The 20,034-nt window shown below is 39.2% G+C and carries 18 protein-coding genes; 13 read left to right on the forward strand and 5 right to left on the reverse strand.

The window, feature by feature from the left end; translation table 11 throughout:
• The first annotated feature begins 134 nt into the window (after positions 1–134).
• From IIC38_11455 to malQ, 3 genes are all read left to right on the forward strand, one after another.
• A complete protein-coding gene (locus tag IIC38_11455) occupies positions 135–1,088 on the forward strand; it encodes an EamA family transporter (GenBank protein MCH8126566.1) in 954 nt (317 codons plus the stop codon).
• Positions 1,089–1,320: 232 nt separating this feature from the next.
• Complete coding sequence (locus IIC38_11460; GenBank protein ID MCH8126567.1) at positions 1,321–1,728, forward strand: PilZ domain-containing protein; 408 nt, start codon at positions 1,321–1,323, stop codon at positions 1,726–1,728.
• Positions 1,729–1,877: 149 nt separating this feature from the next.
• Positions 1,878–3,389 (forward strand): 4-alpha-glucanotransferase, encoded by a 1,512-nt coding sequence (malQ, locus tag IIC38_11465; GenBank protein MCH8126568.1) that lies wholly within the window; start codon positions 1,878–1,880, stop codon positions 3,387–3,389.
• A gap of 203 nt (positions 3,390–3,592) precedes the next feature.
• On the opposite strand, the gene IIC38_11470 is transcribed toward malQ, so the two are convergent.
• The 5 genes from IIC38_11470 to IIC38_11490 all read right to left on the reverse strand — a co-directional run bounded on the left by IIC38_11470 (position 3,593) and on the right by IIC38_11490 (position 7,956).
• On the reverse strand, positions 3,593–3,931 hold the full coding sequence (locus tag IIC38_11470; protein MCH8126569.1) for a hypothetical protein: 339 nt from the start codon (positions 3,929–3,931) through the stop codon (positions 3,593–3,595).
• A gap of 380 nt (positions 3,932–4,311) precedes the next feature.
• Entirely contained in the window at positions 4,312–4,806 is a 495-nt protein-coding gene (locus IIC38_11475) for an acyl-CoA thioesterase (protein MCH8126570.1), read from the reverse strand.
• A complete protein-coding gene (gene truD / locus IIC38_11480) occupies positions 4,803–6,038 on the reverse strand; it encodes a tRNA pseudouridine(13) synthase TruD (protein ID MCH8126571.1) in 1,236 nt (411 codons plus the stop codon). The genes IIC38_11475 and truD overlap by 4 nt, the downstream gene beginning before the upstream one ends.
• Positions 6,035–7,090: a tRNA (guanosine(46)-N7)-methyltransferase TrmB gene (trmB, locus tag IIC38_11485; GenBank protein MCH8126572.1), complete on the reverse strand. Its 1,056-nt coding sequence runs from the start codon at positions 7,088–7,090 to the stop codon at positions 6,035–6,037. The genes truD and trmB overlap by 4 nt, the downstream gene beginning before the upstream one ends.
• A gap of 575 nt (positions 7,091–7,665) precedes the next feature.
• Positions 7,666–7,956, reverse strand: a complete 291-nt coding sequence (locus IIC38_11490) for a 4a-hydroxytetrahydrobiopterin dehydratase (protein ID MCH8126573.1) — start codon at positions 7,954–7,956, stop codon at positions 7,666–7,668.
• A 283-nt stretch (positions 7,957–8,239) separates the two neighbouring features.
• Between IIC38_11490 and IIC38_11495 the strand changes: the two genes are divergently transcribed.
• The 10 genes from IIC38_11495 (at position 8,240) to IIC38_11540 (ending at position 19,966) form a co-directional block, all read left to right on the forward strand.
• Positions 8,240–8,584, forward strand: coding sequence for a Smr/MutS family protein (locus tag IIC38_11495; protein MCH8126574.1), 345 nt, complete (start codon positions 8,240–8,242; stop codon positions 8,582–8,584).
• Between the two features lie 379 nt (positions 8,585–8,963).
• Complete coding sequence (locus IIC38_11500) at positions 8,964–10,211, forward strand: serine hydrolase (protein ID MCH8126575.1); 1,248 nt, start codon at positions 8,964–8,966, stop codon at positions 10,209–10,211.
• A 62-nt stretch (positions 10,212–10,273) separates the two neighbouring features.
• Positions 10,274–11,152, forward strand: a complete 879-nt coding sequence (locus IIC38_11505) for a DUF2520 domain-containing protein (GenBank protein ID MCH8126576.1) — start codon at positions 10,274–10,276, stop codon at positions 11,150–11,152.
• 464 nt (positions 11,153–11,616) lie between these two features.
• Positions 11,617–12,312, forward strand: coding sequence for a VTT domain-containing protein (locus tag IIC38_11510; GenBank protein ID MCH8126577.1), 696 nt, complete (start codon positions 11,617–11,619; stop codon positions 12,310–12,312).
• Between the two features lie 38 nt (positions 12,313–12,350).
• The gene (locus IIC38_11515; protein ID MCH8126578.1) at positions 12,351–13,790 is read left to right on the forward strand and encodes a DUF2851 family protein; all 1,440 of its coding nucleotides are present in this window, start codon (positions 12,351–12,353) and stop codon (positions 13,788–13,790) included.
• 72 nt (positions 13,791–13,862) lie between these two features.
• Complete coding sequence (locus IIC38_11520; protein MCH8126579.1) at positions 13,863–14,093, forward strand: UPF0175 family protein; 231 nt, start codon at positions 13,863–13,865, stop codon at positions 14,091–14,093.
• Between the two features lie 163 nt (positions 14,094–14,256).
• Positions 14,257–14,589: a hypothetical protein gene (locus IIC38_11525; GenBank protein ID MCH8126580.1), complete on the forward strand. Its 333-nt coding sequence runs from the start codon at positions 14,257–14,259 to the stop codon at positions 14,587–14,589.
• A 505-nt stretch (positions 14,590–15,094) separates the two neighbouring features.
• A complete protein-coding gene (locus IIC38_11530) occupies positions 15,095–16,273 on the forward strand; it encodes a glucose-1-phosphate adenylyltransferase (protein MCH8126581.1) in 1,179 nt (392 codons plus the stop codon).
• A 9-nt stretch (positions 16,274–16,282) separates the two neighbouring features.
• Positions 16,283–17,515: an NTP transferase domain-containing protein gene (locus IIC38_11535; GenBank protein MCH8126582.1), complete on the forward strand. Its 1,233-nt coding sequence runs from the start codon at positions 16,283–16,285 to the stop codon at positions 17,513–17,515.
• A 381-nt stretch (positions 17,516–17,896) separates the two neighbouring features.
• Positions 17,897–19,966, forward strand: coding sequence for a hypothetical protein (locus IIC38_11540; GenBank protein ID MCH8126583.1), 2,070 nt, complete (start codon positions 17,897–17,899; stop codon positions 19,964–19,966).
• The last annotated feature ends 68 nt before the right edge of the window (positions 19,967–20,034 follow it).

The raw sequence follows: 20,034 nt of genomic DNA on the forward strand, positions 1-20,034 counted from the left end.
CTCCTAACCTCCCCTTATCAAGGGGAGGAATTTCCCCTCCTTGTTTAAGGAGGGGGTAGGGGAGGTTTAATAATATTGATAAGTACAATTTTAATACGTTACAGTAATTATGTTTTTATATACTTAGAAACATTATGAACAGGCAAGAAACTATAAAAGCATACTTAGCGTTAGCAGCTGTTTGCTTCTTTTGGGGTACAACCTATCTCGCTATCAGGATTGGTGTAGAAGTTATGCCCCCGGCCCTGTTTGCCGGAATTCGATTTTTTGTTGCCGGGCTAATCTTCATTCCAATTCTGCGGGTTTTTGGTCATGCAATGCCGTCAAAAAATGATTGGCGAATCATCATTATGATATCAATTGCACTTTTGGTGGTAGCGAATGGAATTGTGGTTTGGGCTGAACAATGGGTGCCAAGCGGATTAGCGGCTTTGATCGTATCAACACTGCCATTCTGGATGGTGGGGATCGAGGCCATGCTACCGAGAGGTGAAAGTTTATCCCTGCAAAAAATTACCGGTTTGGTGATAGGGTTCAGTGGTCTCTTGATTTTACTTTGGCCGGATTTGCATAGCGCTATAAATCGTGAATACCTGGTTGGTATTGGGGCGATTGCGTTCGCAGCAATATCCTGGGCTGCGGGGTCAGTCTATTCAAAACATCGAAAAGTAAGCGCCAAACCGCTTATGTCCTCAGCTTTTCAGATGCTCATCGCAGGAACAATCTTAATTTTTATAGGCATTATTAACGACGAACTCAGTAAGCTAACTTTCACTTCCCAGGGAGTTTTGTCCTTAGTATATTTAATAATCTTCGGCTCTATCGTTGGTTACGGTTCTTTTGTTTACGCTTTAAATAAGCTTCCTTCGTCTATAGTATCCATGTATGCATTTATCAACCCGATCGTAGCTGTTATTTTGGGGTGGTTGATTCTGGATGAACGCCTGGACTGGAGAGTAGCAATTGCCACGGCGATTATCCTGTTTGGTGTTGTAGTGGTTAAAAAATCCTCTACTCATAAAACAGTAGAACAAATTAGTACAAAGAAGCACCTATTTATCGGTGTAGTCGAAGATGATGTGGTTTAATTTTCTAGGGGCCTAAAGTTCTTATGTAAAACTTTGCCGAGCTGTTTACTTATTTAACCTTTGCGTTCTCGATGACCTCTGGGTGAATGTTTCAGATTTATTTAGTCACACTTAAAACCTCTTTTATAAATATTTATTTTCCCAATCGTCAAGATTATTCTCAAACGAATCGATAATAAAGTATTAATGAAAATCATTTACTGTTTTTGATTTTCAAAAAAAAGTGATTGTAATGAGAGAATATATACGCCATCCATCAAGTATTCCGATTGAATACGAAATAAAAGGTTTTGTAGATCCCAAGAAAGAAAATCTGTCAAATGTTAGCGCTGGGGGTCTTTGTTTTCAATCGAACAATTTTATTGATGATGGTTTGGAACTTATGATCAGGATCCCCACCATTAAACCACCCTTTGCAGCAGATAGTGTAGTCGTTTGGTGTCAAGAGAACGACAACCATTTTAATGTGGGGGTGAAATTCAACGATAAAGAAACAGAATTCCGTGTTCGAATGGTAGAGCAAATCTGCCATATTGAGGAATATAGAAATAATATTTTAGAAGCCGGAACTCGCACACTTTCCTTAGAAGAAGCCACATTTGAATGGATTGATAAGTACGCAAAAGATTTTGGTTATTAACCTAGAAAACCGTAATAACGACTCTCTCTTAAACTCTTTCATCATTCTTTTTAATATCCAGTATATCAATATAATAATTTTAGCATTTTCGAAATTTTCAAATAGTTTATAGCCATCATATATTGTTAATTATTTGAAGAAGTATCATGATGGAACTCCAAAGATCCAGTGGACTATTATTACATCCAACCTCCCTTCCTGGCGAATATGGCATCGGCGAAATTGGTGATTCTGCTTATCATTGGATTGATTTTCTTTTAGAATCAAAACAATCTGTTTGGCAAATTTTACCCCTGGGTCCGACAAGCTACGGTGACTCTCCATACCAGGTCACTTCTGTTTTCGCAGGAAATCCTTTGTTAATTGATTTAAAAAGTCTGGCCAAATCAGGATATATTTCGCCGAATGATCTCAAAAAGTCTCCGGAATTTTTGGAAGATTGTGTCGATTTTAAATCCGTTATCGAGTGGAAAATGCCATTGTTGGAGGAAGCATTCAACCGCTTTTCCGAAATCGCATTAGAAAGTGATATTGAAGGATTTGCCCATTTTTGTAGTACCTATGACGATATATGGTTGGCTGAATTCGCACTTTTTATGGCTATAAAAAATCAATTTGACAAAAGAGCATGGTGTGAATGGCCTGTAGAATTGAAATTACGGGATGCAGATTCTTTAGCTGAAATGAGAAATCAACTTAAGCATGAAATCCAGGCTCAGAAATTTTTCCAATATCAATTTTTTAAACAATGGACCAATTTGAAAAACTATGCCAACCAACAGGGCATTCGAATTTTAGGCGATATTCCAATTTATGTTTCTCATGATAGCGCGGACCTGTGGGCAAACCAGGATAAATTTTGTTTGGATGATGAGGGCAATCTGCTTGTGGTTGCGGGCGTCCCGCCTGATTATTTTAGCGAAACCGGTCAGTTGTGGGGAAATCCTATATATAAATGGGATGTTATGGAGAAAAATGGATTTCGCTGGTGGATTGAACGGGTGCGAACAACTCTTCAATATGTAGATGTGATCCGGATTGATCATTTCAGAGGATTTGAAGCGTACTGGGAAGTTGCATACGGTGAGGAAACTGCAATCAATGGTAGATGGGTAAAAGGACCCGGCCACGTTTTTTTTGATAAACTGATGGAAGCGTTACCACAAATCCCGATCATTGCCGAAGATCTCGGTGTAATTACTCCTGAAGTTACTGCATTACGCGATCGGTATGGATTTCCTGGCATGAAAATTCTGCAATTCGCATTTTCAGGCGACGCCTCTAATCGTGATTTACCACATAATTATAACACAGCGTGTGTGGTTTATTCCGGCACTCATGACAATGACACGACTCATGGCTGGTTTAAAACCATTTCCGAAAAGGAACGAGAATATTGTATCCGACATCTTGGCAAGAAACCCAAAAATATTTCGTGGGATTTAATGCGTCTGGCTTGTGCTTCCACTGCAGACGTTGCCATTTATCCCATACAGGATGTTCTAGGTTTAGGTAGTGAAGCAAGGATGAACTATCCGGGCAGAGCTTCCGGAAATTGGACATGGAGACTAAAACCAGGTCAACTGAGTCGAAAATATACTAAGAAATTGGCGGAAATGACTGAGATTTATGGAAGGTCTAATCCAGTATTGCAGATTTAAAAAATTTAAATTTATTTAATCTGGTTAATTCACAATGCAAAAATTTAAGCGTTAAAAGCCTTCAAAGCTGTCATGTTATTAAACCAGAAGGCTTTGTTTTTACAGCAAAGTTTACTATTTGTTTGCGACCTTGAACAGCTCAATGAATAATACAGGTTAATATAAATAATTGGAGTAATTTAAGTATTTGGGAAATTAGAATTTTAGGCAATTACATTAATTTTAGCCCCTTGATTTATTACCAACCCAGTAGCCCGCCCACTCTCATTATAAATTTTTAAATTCCTTTGTTCTGTATTTAGCTTATCGTTAGTTTTTTCTTCATTCTTCAAAATTTTCTCATCGACTGATTTTTTCTTTGCAATTATTCCATTTTTGAATTGCTTTACTTGGGATGGGGTAACATCAAATGTCAGGTTGGGGCGTGTTTCTTTAATTGTTGGTATATTTTCATCGGTGGCATCTAAAACAATTTTACTAACTTTAGAAAGGTGAGAGTATAGATTCAGTGAAACACCGCCATCAGTTAATCCGATGTGCATTCTGGAACTCCTTAAATAAATAGAGTGTTTTTGATTTCAAAATTGACCCTTTTCGGGTCTTATTTAGGTTATCGGAAAATAATTATAAACCTTTAGTTAATTTTTTATACTTTGTGCCAATCTCAATAAAAATGCAGGCAAAACAATTTTATTCAACTATTACACTTTTGAAATCACATATTTGGTAAGTGATAAAATTGATATAAACACACCAACATATTGGATTAAGAAATTGTATAACGCTACTGAAATGATGAATGAGACAAAACCATTTCTATAAGGACATGCTATTTATTTAGGGTTTTTGAATACGTCCTTCAGGAAGGTAAATTATGTTTTTTTGATCCCTGACTATCCGCGTTAATCCATGTCTATTGATTTCAAACAGCCCCTTTATTCAAGATTTGTTTCCTACGAGCTTCGCGTCTCTGTTTGGCTTCCTGGTAGCGTCTCTTTTCATCGTCAGATTCAGGGACAACCTGCTCAACCTTCGTGGGTTTTCCATTCTCATCGAGGGCAACGAACACCAGGTGCGCCACCGTTGTTTTTATCCTTTCACCGGTTAGTGGATTTTCGGAAAAAACCTCAACGCCAATCTCCATGGATGTTATTCCGACATATTCCACTTGCGCATAAAGAACTACAATGTGTCCCATTTTTATGGGTTTTTTAAAATCAAGTTGGTCGATGTTAACCGTATTTACCGGTTTTCGGCAATGGCGTAAAGCAGCCACACTTGCAGCAATGTCTATAAGCTGCATCACCTTGCCGCCAAAGATATTTCCCTGGGAATTGGTATCTCCGGGAAGAACCATTTCCGTCATTTCGACCTTGGAATTACTCATGGGTTTACTTTTATAGTTATTTGAACTCATGCAATCTCCATCGTTTTGGATTCAAATTTTGGCTTTATTACTTCTATTTCCGGAAAATTGTCTTTCATTAATTCTCTTACAACAGAAGTTGCATAACTTCCACTGGGTAAATCAAACTTCAAAAATAGATCCGTATTTTCCTGTTTAAAGGAATAGTTCATTAATGGCACTCGGTAGCTCCTTCTTTGTCCCTCCAATCTTAATCTTTGCATGGAATGGTTTAACTGTACGGGTTCTACTCCCACTTCCTGCAGTACTTCCTTTTCAAGCAATAATTCTCGTTCATTTGGTAAAATCATTTTATGGCCCCATAACGGACCGGAAGGGCTGATTTCAAATTTGTCCACCCGGCGCTGTTCGGCTGATTCATCTTCAACTTTGAATACGGCGCCATTTTTGTGAAGATAGGCCAAATCACCTCGCCAAATTTTATTGATATCAGGAAGCCTTCGAACCAAAGAAGCATTGAACCAATAAGATTGTAAAGCATTCAGGTAAAATAGTGTAATATGCTTTGGCATCCTTTTCCCGGCTTCCTCAAGATTATCTTTATACTTCAACAAAACCTGTGCTGCAGATCGGGAATTGTTGGAAATATTTGAATTCATCATTTTGTGAAGCATGTCATCCGGAAAACAATTGTCTTCCTCGATTGGGGAATTTATACCAAGAATAAGTAAAAAGGCTTCTTTCCAATTGCTTTGTAAAATTGCAGACCCAATCAAAGCATTATCTCCGTGCATTCCGAATCTTTGATGCCCAAAATAATTTGGTATTCCTATCGTTGCCAACCTGGTTAAAATCGTGATGGTTATTGTTTCACTATTTCCTGGTACGTTTCGAATGATAATCTGAAACCGGTTACCGTGCAAATGTCCGAGGCGAAGTTTGTTTTTGTGGAATTCCATTTTGATGATTTTTATACCGGGAACTTGTAGTTTTTCAACTTCAGCCTTTTTCACATTTGATATAGAAATCCACTGGCGAGTGATTCCGATCTTGTCTTTTTTCCCAGCGTAACCGATGCGTTTGATCGAAATTTGCAGGTGTTTCATCACCCGCTGAATTAATTGATCCGTTGTGATGCCGGTCTTTTCTATAAACAGATAGAGGTGCTCACCGCTGCCGACGGGTAAATAAAGCGGAATTTCTTCCACAATAAAATCTTCCGGCTTGCTTTTAAATTGACCTGAAAACTTTAACCCTGGATCTGTTAAAAACGGCCAATTCATGAATCGCTCTTCTGCCAACTGGCTTCAAAAATTTGACTTCCTTCCTGCCATTTTTTAATTTCGAAATTCGACCGACCCGGCGGAGGTGATCCTCCTGGTTTGTAAATTTTCTCATGAATGAAATTTAACCGGGTAAAATCCCGGACCCTGTCTTTTGCTGTAAATAGAAGCTCCTCAACATCGGTAGCTAACGCTAAAACGCCATCTTTGATCAGGGTATTTTCCAGGTTTTTTAAAAACATTTGAGTAAATATTTTGTGCTTTTCATGCTTCTTCTTCCACCATGGATCCGGGTAATAAATATGGAATTTCGTTATGGTATCTATGGGGATCCACTCCGCCAAAATTAGGCGGGCATCCGCTTGCAATAATCTGAAGTTATTAAGGTTTAAACTTGGGATTCGTTCCTTAATGGATTTGAGATATCTTGGCGACCATTCAATAGCCAGGAAGTTCTTCCCCGGATTGGTTTCCGCTTCATTCAAAATAAATTTTCCTTTCCCGGAGCCAATTTCGATTTCCACGGGGTTTGAGTTTTGGAATATTTCAGACCATTCAAATGGTGGCGTCTTTCCATCCAGGGATAAGGTGTATTGTGTGGCTTTCGTTCTCCGTTCCGCTGCCCGTAAATAAGAGCCAAGCTTCCCCCTTAAATATTGCAAAGCCGTAGATTGTTGGGTTGCCTCAGCGCTGAAAAAATCAAAATAAGATTTCAAATTGCCGGTTTCAATTGCCGCATCCGGATCAAATGCTGCGATTGTTCTAGCCAAAAAAGCCAGGCTTAAACGAACACCAGCCGTTTTATTAACATTTGCCATGGGATCGATTCGTAAAAGAATTTTGGAGAGATTTTTTTGGCAAAGTTGAATATAAAATTTTTGTTTATAAAAGGGTTCTATGACCAGACAAGGAAGTAAAGCATCCTCTGTGATTGTATGAATATATCCCTTGTAAACCTTAATGACAATATCTTCTACAATTAAAGTCTCTTCCTTGAGTTTTTGAATTAATTCCGAAACTAAAAGTTGAGTTTTTACAAAAGCATGAGGCATATTGGCTCTATAAGAATTTTCAAATAACAATAAACAAATGACAAATAAAATTCAAATTCTAAAAAACAAATTTAAACCAGTTCAAATCTATTATCCATCATTCTGATCCTGCCTAGGCTGGGGAATAATCTATTGTTTTTATTGAGTTTATTACATTCTAGAGATCCTTCGTTAGCAATTAGGATGACCCTTTTACTATCTGTTTGGATCAGTTCTGCAACATTCTGCCTTATGATAAATTCTCATAAGGTTTTATCACACAAAACCCCAAGTTGTAGAGACTGTGTGAAAACAGGATTTCAATGAAAAAAACCATTGAAATGGTTACCTAATTAATTATAGAATTCATTTCACACCCACAACTAAAGTTGTGGGCTTCTATCTTAATAATTAACAAAGGCTTATAATGGTGAAGCCCACGAATTCATTCGTGGGAAGAAGCAAATCCTAAAAGAATCTAACCGTTTTAACGGTTTCCCAACTCATTTCAAACAACCTCTGTATTGTAAGACTACAACTCAATAAAATAATTATGCAACGGTTTGATTAAAATCAAATTTGGGAAAAAAGGAGTCCTATGTAATGGTATCAAAAACTTTATCAATTTTCTTTGCCAGTTGAAAATCAATTTCAGTCAGCTCCCCCTGGCTGTGGGTGGTCAGGTGTATTGTCACGCGATTCCAATTACTGATCAGAATATCCGGATGGTGATTAATGTCTTCCGCTTCTTTTGCCAATCGATTAACAAACTCGACAGCACTAAGAAAATTCTTACATTCGAATCGCTTCCAAATTTGTTTACCTTCCAACGACCAGCCCTCTAGTTGGGCAAGTTGTTCCTTGATAGCTTGATCGGTTAATTTCATTCTTCCTCCCAATCATATATATAGTCAATATTCAATCGTATTAATAGTGGATTTTTTAAGTTTGAAAAAGAGGGTAGCAATGATATGAAATAGTTACCTCAAAGCTAATTCAGTTTAGACCATTTACAAAAATTTGGGCATTAATGTATAATAAAAAGCAGCTAATAACAATATTATATTTCAAATTTTAACAATTGAAATTGCCATTAATCTGAATAAAAAGTATTGCTTTTAATGAAAAGCTAAAAGAAATTATGGTCGTATCTTACCAAGGTAAACAAAAATGGGTTTTTGGCAGACGATCTGGCAAAAGAAAAAATATTATCCGCCGATACAAAAATTAGATGAAGCTGAACCGGATCTTCCCGATGCGATAATTGTAACGGATGTATTGGATTTACATGGATTTTTTCCAGAGCAAATCCCGGAGATGTTACATGAATTCATTCACAATGCACAGAGGTTAAACCTGCTAACGCTTCGAATCATTCATGGAAAAGGAAAAAGTAAATTAAAATGGACCGTTTTGCGAGAATTGGAAAAACATTCGCAAGTTCAATCTTTTCGCGATGCACCGGCCGAACTTGGCGGCTGGGGAGCAACGTTGGTGTATTTAAAAAATAATTAATTAGCATTCTTAGATGACTATTCAGATTGTAATAAAATCAATCAGTTTGGAAAATCAGATTTTTGAAACACTAATTCCGAAACAAATTCGAAATCACAAATAAGATTTTATCAATAAAGTAAATCACATTAAAAAAATTATAACTGAGTTAAGTTCTAAAACGATCAGGTCAAGCAGGTTACTTTCACCAAGTAAAGTATGTAAAAACATAATTATTGTAACCTATTAAAATTGTATTTATCAATATTATTAAACCTCCTCTACCCCCTCCTTAAAAATAAGGAGGGGTAATTGAAATAAATAAAATTACTACTAGCTCTATTGCACCATTTAAAAATACGTCACGGAATTTATGAAACAGACCACTAAGGATCAAATCATGAAGGTTAAAAAATACTTTTACTTTTTAGTAACCGCCGTTCTCTTTTTCTCAACAAAGAATACCCTACCTCAATCGTTGCCTGTAGCCAAACCTGCTGAAGTCGAAATGTCTGCGGAGAGGTTGGAAAAAGCCGATCCGGTCATAGAGCATGCGATAAAGGAAGGATATATTCCCGGCGCAGTTCTGCTGGTAGCAAGAAAGGGTAAAGTAGTTCTTCGCAAAGCATACGGGTATGCCCAGTTGACGCCAACCAAAAAGAAGATGAAGCCTGAAATGATATTCGATCTGGCTTCCATCACTAAACCCATGGCAACGGCAACTTCGATAATGATTCTGGTTGAGAACGGTAAAATTCGTTTGCAGGACCATGTAACAGAGTTTGTTCCTGATTTTACCGCTTATCGTGCAACCGATGGAGCCTCAAATAACAGTTCTCGGCTATATCACCTGATGACCCACACTTCCGGACTGCCACCCTATTATAATGCCGACAGCCTGCAAATCAAGTATGGCTATGTTTGTTCAATCGATTCTGCAGCTACTTTTATGGGTACACTTAATAAAAGCAATGCTCCTGGAGACGAATTCCATTATAGTTGTCTTGGCTTTATTACCCAGGCAAAGATTATCAAACAAGTCAGCAGCATGGATATTACCCAGTTTAGCAGAAAACATATTTTTGAACCACTGGGATTACAACACACCGGATTTATAAAACAGATCGATGAAACCACCCCTGATCCGCAAAATCATTTAATCAAGGCTTATTCCGATTTGATTGTGCCGACAGAACTCTTTAAAGGTAAGCCACTTAGCGGAACGGTTCATGATCCTTTGGCTCGAACTCTGGGCGGTATTTCCGGTAATGCCGGTTTGTTTTCCAACGCGGATGATATGGTCATTTTCGCACAGATGTTCCTGAATGGTGGGACCTATAATGGCGTTCGCATCCTGAGTCGATTGAGCGTTGAAATGATGACTTCAATATACCCTGCGACAAAGGAAGCGGGTCGCGGCCTTGGCTGGGATATTTCATCAGAATACTCATCCAATGGCGGCGATCTTTTTCCCCTGGGAGGATTTGGGCATACCGGCTATACCGGCACATCGATCTGGATTAGCCCGGCAACCGAAACAATTGTGATCTTATTAACTAACCGGGTTCATCCCAAGGACGAGCATGGATCGGCTGTTGTTCGACTAAGAAGCCAAATCGCCAACATTGTAGCTAGCTCTATTCTGTAGAAAATCGTAATGTGTAATCACACCCCTTTCAAGAACGAAAATCAAAAAGCAAGGATAACCCAATGAAATGCGGGATCATAGGATGTGGACGGTTAGGCCGGGCGTTAGCAGTAGCTTTAACAAACTCCGGAATCGATTTGGTGCTTTTGGTTGACAATAACCGTAAACTGCTATTTACCATGCAGCGAATGTTTCCTAAAGTAAAGCTAACCTGGCAATTGAGTGATTGGCCGCCAATGGATATTTTATTTATTACTGTAAATGACGATGAGATCAACCCGGTAGCCAAAGAAATCTTCGGAAGTGCAATTGATTTATCGGGTGTTATTGCTGTGCATACCAGCGGTGCACTTTCCTCAACCGAATTATCCCCATTGAAAGAGAAAGGCGCACTCCTTGCTTCCATGCATCCTGTACAAACGTTTTCCGGAACCAGCAAAGATGCTATGAGTATTCGTAAATGTTATTTTGCTTTGGAGGGTGAAACAAAAGCGCTGCCGGTTATGAAAACATTAATTGAGAAAATGGGCGCCAATTGGTTTGAATTGAAACCGGAACATAAATCCAATCATCATCTTGCCTGCATCCTCGCTTCGAATTATGTGATTGCCTTGATGAAAATGGCAACCGATTTACTTGAACCTATCGGACTGCCGCGCAGTGAAGCAAAAAAAATACTTTTGCCACTAATGAGTAGTGCCGTCGAAAATATTTCGAACCAGAGTCTTGCTATGGCGTTAACCGGGCCTGTAGCTCGTGGGGATGCGAAAACCGTACTTCATCATATCAATTTGCTTAAAAAACAGCATCCCGGTTTGATTGAACTGTATACCTCTTTAGCGAGAACTGCATTGGAACTGGCCAAAGAATTACCCGATGCGAAATTGCCAGACCTTGAAAAGATTGAAGGATTGTTGGAGAAGGCAGGTAAACCCAAATGATGGAATCTCAAATTATTTTTCTTTCGTTTTCCAATTGAATATTTCACAGATTGACAAAGGCACAAAGTAGCAAAGGCATTTATTGGTGGGCATTGATACCAATAAAAAAAACCATTAGTCCTGTCAAGGACGAATGAAAACATATGACTAATTCCTGACATTTCTCTGGTCACATATGTGCACATTAGGTTAAACTTAAGTAAGTTACCGGGAATCTTGTTAATCTTGTCTTAATATTTTCGAGGAATAAGTTAAGTATGAATTATATTGATGTAACCAAAATATTTATGCACTTTCCCAAAATGCATTTCACCCAACATACATTGCTTAAGATTTGCTTCAAACATACATTTTTGTTAATATTTTGTTATATTCTATTTGCTTTTTTAATTTTGAATCTTTATATTGGCAACACAAGTCTAAAATTCCCGTCTTTTGTTGATTATTGAATTTGATGAGATTATTTGAAAGGATTGGATCTGAATTATTCTCCCAGACAGCCGGAACCAGAGTTTTCCAGGTTAAGTATTGAATCAAAGAAAAAGTTAAACTATCTAAAAATAATTATTTTTTTGGGGCTGGCATTTTTTAGCTACCTGGTTTACTATTTTCAGCTTTTGCCAAGAGAGCAGCATGAGCTTTTCAGTTTTTTCCTTATAATGAGTATCTCCTGTAATTTAATACCCATCCCAACCTACCCAATAATTCTGTACATTTCACATGATTACTCACTGTGGCTAATCGTGTTGGTTGGTACCATTGGCGCTACAATATCCGCTTTGTTTGAATATAACATTGTGGATTTCATCATGAAATTTGATCGCGTTGCCCGCTTAACAGAATCCAGGAGATATCAAAAATTTGCGCGTTATTTCGATCGATTTTCATTTACCAGCATTATGGTTGCCTCATCAATTCCCCTGCCTTTGGATTTCATTCGAATCATGGCAATAACCCGAAGGTATCCCAAAATTAAATTTCTTCTCGCCACTATGCTTGGCCGGATCCCCAGGTTTACAATAGTTGTATTTTTAGGCATGCAATTAGCGCATCCTAGAGTAATAGCCGGTTTATTAATCGGAATAACGCTTGCGTTAGAATTAACTCGCCGCTTGATTAAATTGTTACAAAGAGTGCCGGCAGCAGAACGCAGCACTTGAACAAGTACTAATTTCCATTAAACGATTCGGGGGTAATATTGGATCAACCATTTGACAACTTAAGCGAAAATTTCCTTTACCATATTTGGGATGGACTTCATTTAAGACTTAAAGAACTGATGACCATGGATGGCCGGCGCATCGAGATCATCCATCGCGGCAAATGGAATATGGATTCGGGCCCCGATTTTCTCGGCGCCATACTAAAATTTAATGAATCGTTAATCAAAGGGGATGTTGAAATCCATATCCGGGTTAGTGACTGGTTTAATCATAACCATCAGAATGATGCTGCCTATAATAATGTAATCTTACATGCAGTCCTTCAAAAACCTGCAAAACCAACACCGGCGGTGACTGAATCCGGTAGAATTCCTCAGACACTTATCCTCGGTGATTTCCTGGATGAATCACTTTCCAGGTTGAGAGCTCGCGTTGATAAAATACAAGCGGAACCGCCGAAAAGCTGGCCGGATATATGTCTCCTTAGCGGTAAAGAAAACCCTAAAATCTTACAGCGTCTGGAATTTTGGGGACTTGAGCGGCTAAATCAAAAAAAACAAAGATTTTTGGAAGAACGTTCCTATTTTCAATTTAATGATCTTTTTTACCAGGGATTATGTGAAGCGCTGGGGTATAGCAAGAATCAAAATCCGTTTCTTAAGTTGGCGCTGTTGTTAAGCCTGGATAAAATTTGGACTTTGCTATCTCATAACGATCATGAATCGATGTTAGAAAAGTTACAGGGTGTTTTATTTGGGGCCGCCGGTTTTTTGGAGCAGACGAATGAAAAAAAAGAAAGTTATCCCGAATCGACCCGAAAATTTGTGAATGGTTTATGTTCTCATTGGGTTGAATTTAAAAAGCAATATTCCATGACCAATCTGGATAAAAGCGAATGGCGATTTTTACGGCTTCGACCGAGCAATTTTCCGACGGTTCGCCTTGCGGGTCTTTGCCGATTACTTTTGCTTAAACGGTCAACTGGATTTATGGAACCGGTTCTGTCCATATTTCGTGATTTAAAAAATAAGCCGCAAAAAATATTCAACCAGTTGCAGCGGCAATTTATTGTACCGGGTTATGGATTTTGGCAGGATCATGTTCGCTTTGAAGAAGCTGAGTTTTCTTCTAAGAAACCATTGACATTGATCGGTACCAGCAAGGCACGGGAAATTGTGATTAATGTGGTCTTGCCGGTTGTCTCCGGTTATGCGGAAGAAACCGAAGATTATGAACTCTTATCACTCGTCAAGCAAACCTATCTCATAGCGCCAAAAAACCAAAGCAATGAACTTACCCGCAAAATGGACAAACAGGTATTCAAAAACAAATCCAAAGAAATCACCCCTGCACTGTCTGCCTGCCACCAGCAAGGATTTATTTATTTGGCAAAATTAATGTGTCCGAATTGGCATTGTTATGAATGTATACATCCCAAACATGAAATAGATTCGCCCCCCAGCCATAATGAATGATAACAAAATGATTGATTAGATTACCTTTTCCATATATCTTGTTGATGAAAGAAAATAGGGAGTTTTTGCGAAATGACTTTATCAATTGAGTTGCCAGACATTAAGCCCTTAAAAGGAATAGGTGATCAGTATCTTAGGGAATTGCTGGTTGTTTCACTTTATAACATTGGCAAAATTTCCGCGAAGGAAGCCGGGCAAATCCTATCTATTGGCCGGAGAGAATTTGAAGAGTTACTTCCTCGATTTGGGTATTCAATTCTAAATGATTCCGAAGATAATATTGAAATAGAATTGAATGCATAGTAAGAATGAAACGAATAATTGTAAGTGATACAGGGCCGATTACTTCTCTTGAGAAACTTATTGAAGGATTCGATTTCATCCGCCGTTAATATGATGAGATTTTAGTACCACCTTCTGTTCTTGAAGAGCTGTGTCAAAACCAATTTCAATCAGGCGAGCGTATTTGGAAGCATTTGGGATTAAAGGTTTTATAAAAGTTACAAAATGTAATAGAATTGCTGACTTACCAGATATTCTCCGTTTAGATCAAGGAGAGATGGAGGCAATAACCCTAGCCTATCAATTAAAATTTCCTCTCCTAATCGAAGAAACTATTGGAAGACAAATTGCACAGAATGCAGGTCTGAAAATATCGGGCATAGCCGGACAAATCATCAAGGCCAAACGTGAAGGTGTGATTGGTACAGAAGATGCTGAGAAGAAGCTGAAAGAATTATTCAACCATGGAAGAATTAACAGCAAAATATTTAAAGCATTAATATCCTCATTAAAATAAAGTCAGGATCTAACCAGGCGAAGCTTTATGAACTCTCTTCGCTAGTCAAACAAACCTACCTCATAGCGCCAAAAAACCAAAGCAATGAACTCACCCGCAAAATGGACAAACAGGTATTCAAAAACAAATCCAAAGAAATCACTTCTGCACTGTCTGCCTGCCACCAGCAAGGTTTTATTTATTTGGCAAAATTAATGTGTCCGAATTGGCATTGTTATGAATGTGTACATCCCAAACATCCGCAGGAACCACAGTGAGTTTTACACCATGCATCCTGAGATGGCAACCCAATACTTTAACCCTCTCACTAAAAATCAGCCATAAAGCACACAATCAAATTCATTTGTTTCACTCAAAAAGTTAATGCTTTTTGCTTCGTTGTTTTCAAGCCCCCAATAAAATCTCCAAAGGAACTCCCGGTTTTGTCTTGCGTATATGGTGTTTTGCCAATAGATTAAATTTTCAATTTCGGTTTAATTTTTATTCACTTAAATCCAATTAATCCATGCATAGAGTCGTCGCGTTAATATTGGCGGGCGGACGGGTAGACGAGCTTCATCCCTTTACCAAGTATCGCCCCAAATCAGCCGTTCCGTTTGGCGGGGTATATCGCATCATTGATTTTTCTCTTAGTAATCTCATGCATTCCAGGGTTTCGGTCGTCGGTTTGTTATCACAATACCGCTCATCGCCGCTGATCAACCATATCCTGGACGGCAGCTCCTGGGATTTGTCGGGCAAAAAAAGATCCTTAACTCTATTACCGCCATTTCTTGGTGAAAAAGAAAATGATTGGTATGATGGCACAGTAGACGCCGTGAACCAAAACCTTAATTTTATTCAGATGGCTGATCCTGAGATGGTGCTGATTTTATCCGGGGATCATATTTACAAAATGAATTACCAGGATATTATTGATTATCATGTCAAAAAGAATGCGGATTTAACCATCGGGTTTATTCGCAATGAACCCAGTCAGTCTTATCGTTTTGGTGTTGCAGATATCGATAATGAAGATGGCATTACTGGCGGCAAAGTACTGGAATATTATGAAAAGCCCGCAGAAAAGTCTTTTAATTGGGCTTCCATGACGGTTTTCGTTTTTAACACAAAATTTCTTTACAAATGCCTGGAAGAGTTTATCCCGGTTGATCGATCTCCCGAAACAATAGAATTTGGCCGGAATATTATCCCAAAACTTGTGAACAATCCCGGTAGATCTGATAAAATATATGGCTACAAATTTAAAGGCTATTGGGCGTATACACGTACACTTTCGGAATATTGGCACTCGAATATGGATGTTTTGTATAACCGCTTCATCGACCTCGAGTTCTGGCAAGTGCGCACAAATTTAAAACACCGCGGAATTGATAGCCGGGTACCCGCAATTTTTAAACAAGGTTCAGGAGTAAAAAACAGTTTGGTTTGTAAAGGATGTATCATTCATGGAAAGGTTGAGAATAGTATTCTTTCACCTGGAGTGGTTGTGGGTAAAGGCTCTGAAATTTACAACTCAATTATCATGTTCGACAGTAAGATTGGCGATAATGTATTTTTAAACAACTCGATTATCGATGTAGATGTAACGATTTCATCAGGATTGGAATTTGGCAACCAATCGAACCTGGAAGCAAATCCGAAAGAATTAAAGGCCATATCAGAAGGTGAGAAAAGGGATTGAACCCATAGAATGAGTCAAACATTAGCAATGATCCTGGCGGGAGGGGTCGGTAAGCGATTGAGTATATTATCCAAACTGCGGGCCAAGCCGGCTGTGCCGTTTGGCGGAATTTACCGGATTATCGATTTTACACTCAGTAATGTCATGAATTCAGGTGTTAATGACGTGGCCGTTCTACCTCAATATCGCCCCCTTTCTTTGGTTGAACATATTGGTATCGGTGTTCCCTGGGATTTTAACGGAAGAACACGGAGCATCAGCATTTTATCGCCCAGCACCGGCAAAAAGGATTCGGACTGGTACCGCGGTACGGCGGACGCTTTACGGCAAAATTTAGATCATATTCAACATTTCGGATCAAAATATGTCCTGTTGCTTTCCGGCGATCATATTTACAAAATGGATTATGGCGAGATCATAAATTATCATAAAGATAAGGACGCAGATGTGACGGTTGCCATGATCGATGTACCATTGGGTGAAGCACATCAGTATGGTATCGGAACCCTGGATTCGAATGGAAAGATCGATCAGTGGTTTGAAAAACCGAAAGATCCCCCGGGTAATTTGGCTTCTATGGGCGTTTATGTTTTTTCGACAAATTTTTTAATTGAACAGTTACAAAAGCTTTCCGGCGATGATTTTGGCCATGATTTGATCCCGGTCTTCGTGGAAAGATACAACGCTTTTGGCTTCGTATTTAAGGGGTATTGGCGCGATGTGGGAACCGTAAAAGCCTATTGGGAAACCAATATGGATATTCTACATGATAGCTCCGGGTTGAATTTGAAAGAATGGGACGTCGCAACGAACTTTGACGAAGAGGGACGGGTTGGGGATCGTCCGCCGGCTTTTATTTCCTCAGTGGCTGAAATCAGCAATTCGATGCTTGCCCAGGGTTGTAAAATTATGGGTACGGTTGAAAATTCAATTATATCCCCCGGGGTCTTTGTCGGTGCAGACACAGTGATTCGTAATTCCATTATTTTACATGATACTCACATTAAGAATGGTTCACAATTAGATTATTGTATCATTGATAAAGATGTAGAAATTGGCAATAGCTGTATTCTTGGGGATATAGCTGCAAACCCGGATAACCTCTGCTTAATTGGAAAACATTCCTTCATTCCGGATAATGTAAAGATTGGAAAATTCTGTAAAGTTTACCCGCGCACCGATCTCAGCAAACAAGCCACACTTGAGTACAAAGAATACCAGGAAATTGGAACTCCAATCTAGTTTTCACAATACCGTCAACGTTATCGCTGCATTGTTTCAACGCCCGTGAACGTGCCTTCTTTATTTCTTAACACACATTACACTTATACCTAATACCCACCACACTTTAGTCTGAACCATGATTAAAAGGATACTCTACCTGATTTATTCCCTTCAGTCCGGAATCTTGATATCCGGTATCCGGCATCATGCATCCAGAATCCAGAATCCAGAATCCAGAATCCAGCCTCCAGCATCCAGCATCCAGAATCTGCCTTCACTATACTTTATTTTTTGCAATCCAAATTTCTGCTTGACTTTTAGGTTTCTGTCACCCATTTTTATACCTATATATTTTATTACTGTATTATTCATTTTATTATTGTAAAATGTGGAGGTAGTATGAAATTTCGAAGCTTTATCGCAGTTCTGGCAATTGTGCTATTCATTCTTCCCATTTCCCTGTGGTCACAGGAAGACATGAAATTTAAATTTATTCCTGATTCTTTAACACTCAACGTTGGTGATACAACAGAAGTAGAGATAACATTAGTTAACGAACAAGGCGAAGTTCAGGAAATTCCATTTCTGGTTTTTTCCCGGGGTCGAAGATCCGTTCAGGTTACACCCAGAAGCAGTGATGAAAGCGGTCGACTTACTGCGAAAGTGATTGCACATAAACCCGGCAGCTTTGCCCTAGTTGCAAGAACTGTTGCTCCCCGAGACGAACGAGTTCAGGGCCGTATGAATATTGAAATACCCTACCCTCCTCTTGAAAAGATCACATTTGTTAATCCAAGAACGAAATTATATGCCAACACTACTGTCGCCTATAAGACTAAAGTTTTTGATGAAGCAAAACTCGAGCGTGAAAAAGTTGACGTTACCATAACCAGCAGTAATCCGGAAGTCGCTTCGTTCGATGGATTTTTGAACCTGACAGCCCATAAGAAAGGCAAAGTTTCATTAATTGCTAAAATTGAAAATATTGAAGAAAAATTGAATATTCAGGTTATTCCGAATCCAGTGACCCACCTGGAATTGAAAAGTGATAAAAATGAAGCGCGAACAGGTGACGTCTTTCACTTTGAAGCCATCGCTTCAGATAAAAACGGCAACACCGTCGAAGATGCCCCGGTGCATTATTCCGTGATTGCTAAACCACTGGATAATCTTGCACCTGCAGCCACGGGCCAGGTTGCACAAGATGGCCGTTTTGTGGCAGAAACGCCCGGGTTGTATACGATCCTAGCTAAATCCGGCAACCATGTCAGCCAATTAACTGTCAGCATTTCTCCACGTAATATAAAACAAAAAATAGAAGTAGTAGGACACGGCCCTGTGACTGAGGTTTTTACTTCTGACCTTTGGGTCTGGGAAGGAGTTGACGGAAAAGACTATGCCGTGACCGGTACCTGGGGATCCAATGGTGAAGCCTATTTTTGGGATGTGACCGATCCATCTAATATGACGATTATAGACACAATTACCGTAGATGCCCGAACCGTTAACGACGTGAAAGTTTCGGAAGATGGCAGGATTTGTGTAATCAGCCGGGAAGGTGCATCTGACCGCAAAAATGGATTGGTTATTCTTGATGTTTCCAATCCTCATGATGTTAAAATTCTTTCAGAATATAGTGATGAATTAACCGGCGGCGTCCATAATATTTTCGTCTACAAAGAACATATATATGCAGTCAATAACGGACGCAGGTACGATGTAATCAGCATCAAAGATCCTAAGAATCCTCGACGCGTGAGTCGTTTTGAGTTAAACACACCTGGGCACTCCATTCATGATGTCTGGATCGAAGATGGTATCGCCTATTCATCAAACTGGGGGGATGGTTTGCAATTGGTAGACGTTGGCAGCGGAACCGGCGGCACATTCCAAAAATATGTCGAGACCCCAATGCCTGAGATTAAGAGCCCATTTTATGCAGGTGGTTCCCCGGAAAATCCGGTTCAATTTGCCAGCTATGCCTATCCCTCTGGTCGGAATCATGCAGCTTTTCCATTTCATAGCAAATCTACCAATAAATTCTATGTTCTGGCGGGAGACGAATCGTTCCCTTATGGATTAAACATCAGGCAAAAGAAGCCGACAAAAGCAGCCGGGTGGATCCACTTTGTAGATTTTACTGATCCAGGCAACCCGGATGAAGTTGCCCGCTATGAGGTACCTGAAGCTGGTTCACATAACTTATGGATCGAAGACGATATCCTTTATGCCGCTTTCTACAACGGTGGTTTACGGGTTGTGGATATTTCCGGTGAATTGATGGGTGACCTTTATCGCCAGGGCCGGGAAATAGCCTGGTATCTGCCCATGCATTCAGAAGGATTGATTCCAAACGCACCTATGGTTTGGGGTCCTCAACCTTATAAAGGAAATATCTTCTTTTCTGATTTGCACAGCGGTTTGTGGTGTGTCCGCCTGGTTCCAAGAAGTAATAGTGGAACTAACTGATACCAATTAGGCATGCAATTTTTTAATATTTTAGCAATGGCATTAATATAAATTTTTGAATTAAGAGT

The organism is candidate division KSB1 bacterium (assembly GCA_022566355.1).
Taxonomy (GTDB): Bacteria; Zhuqueibacterota; JdFR-76; order JdFR-76; family DREG01; genus JADFJB01.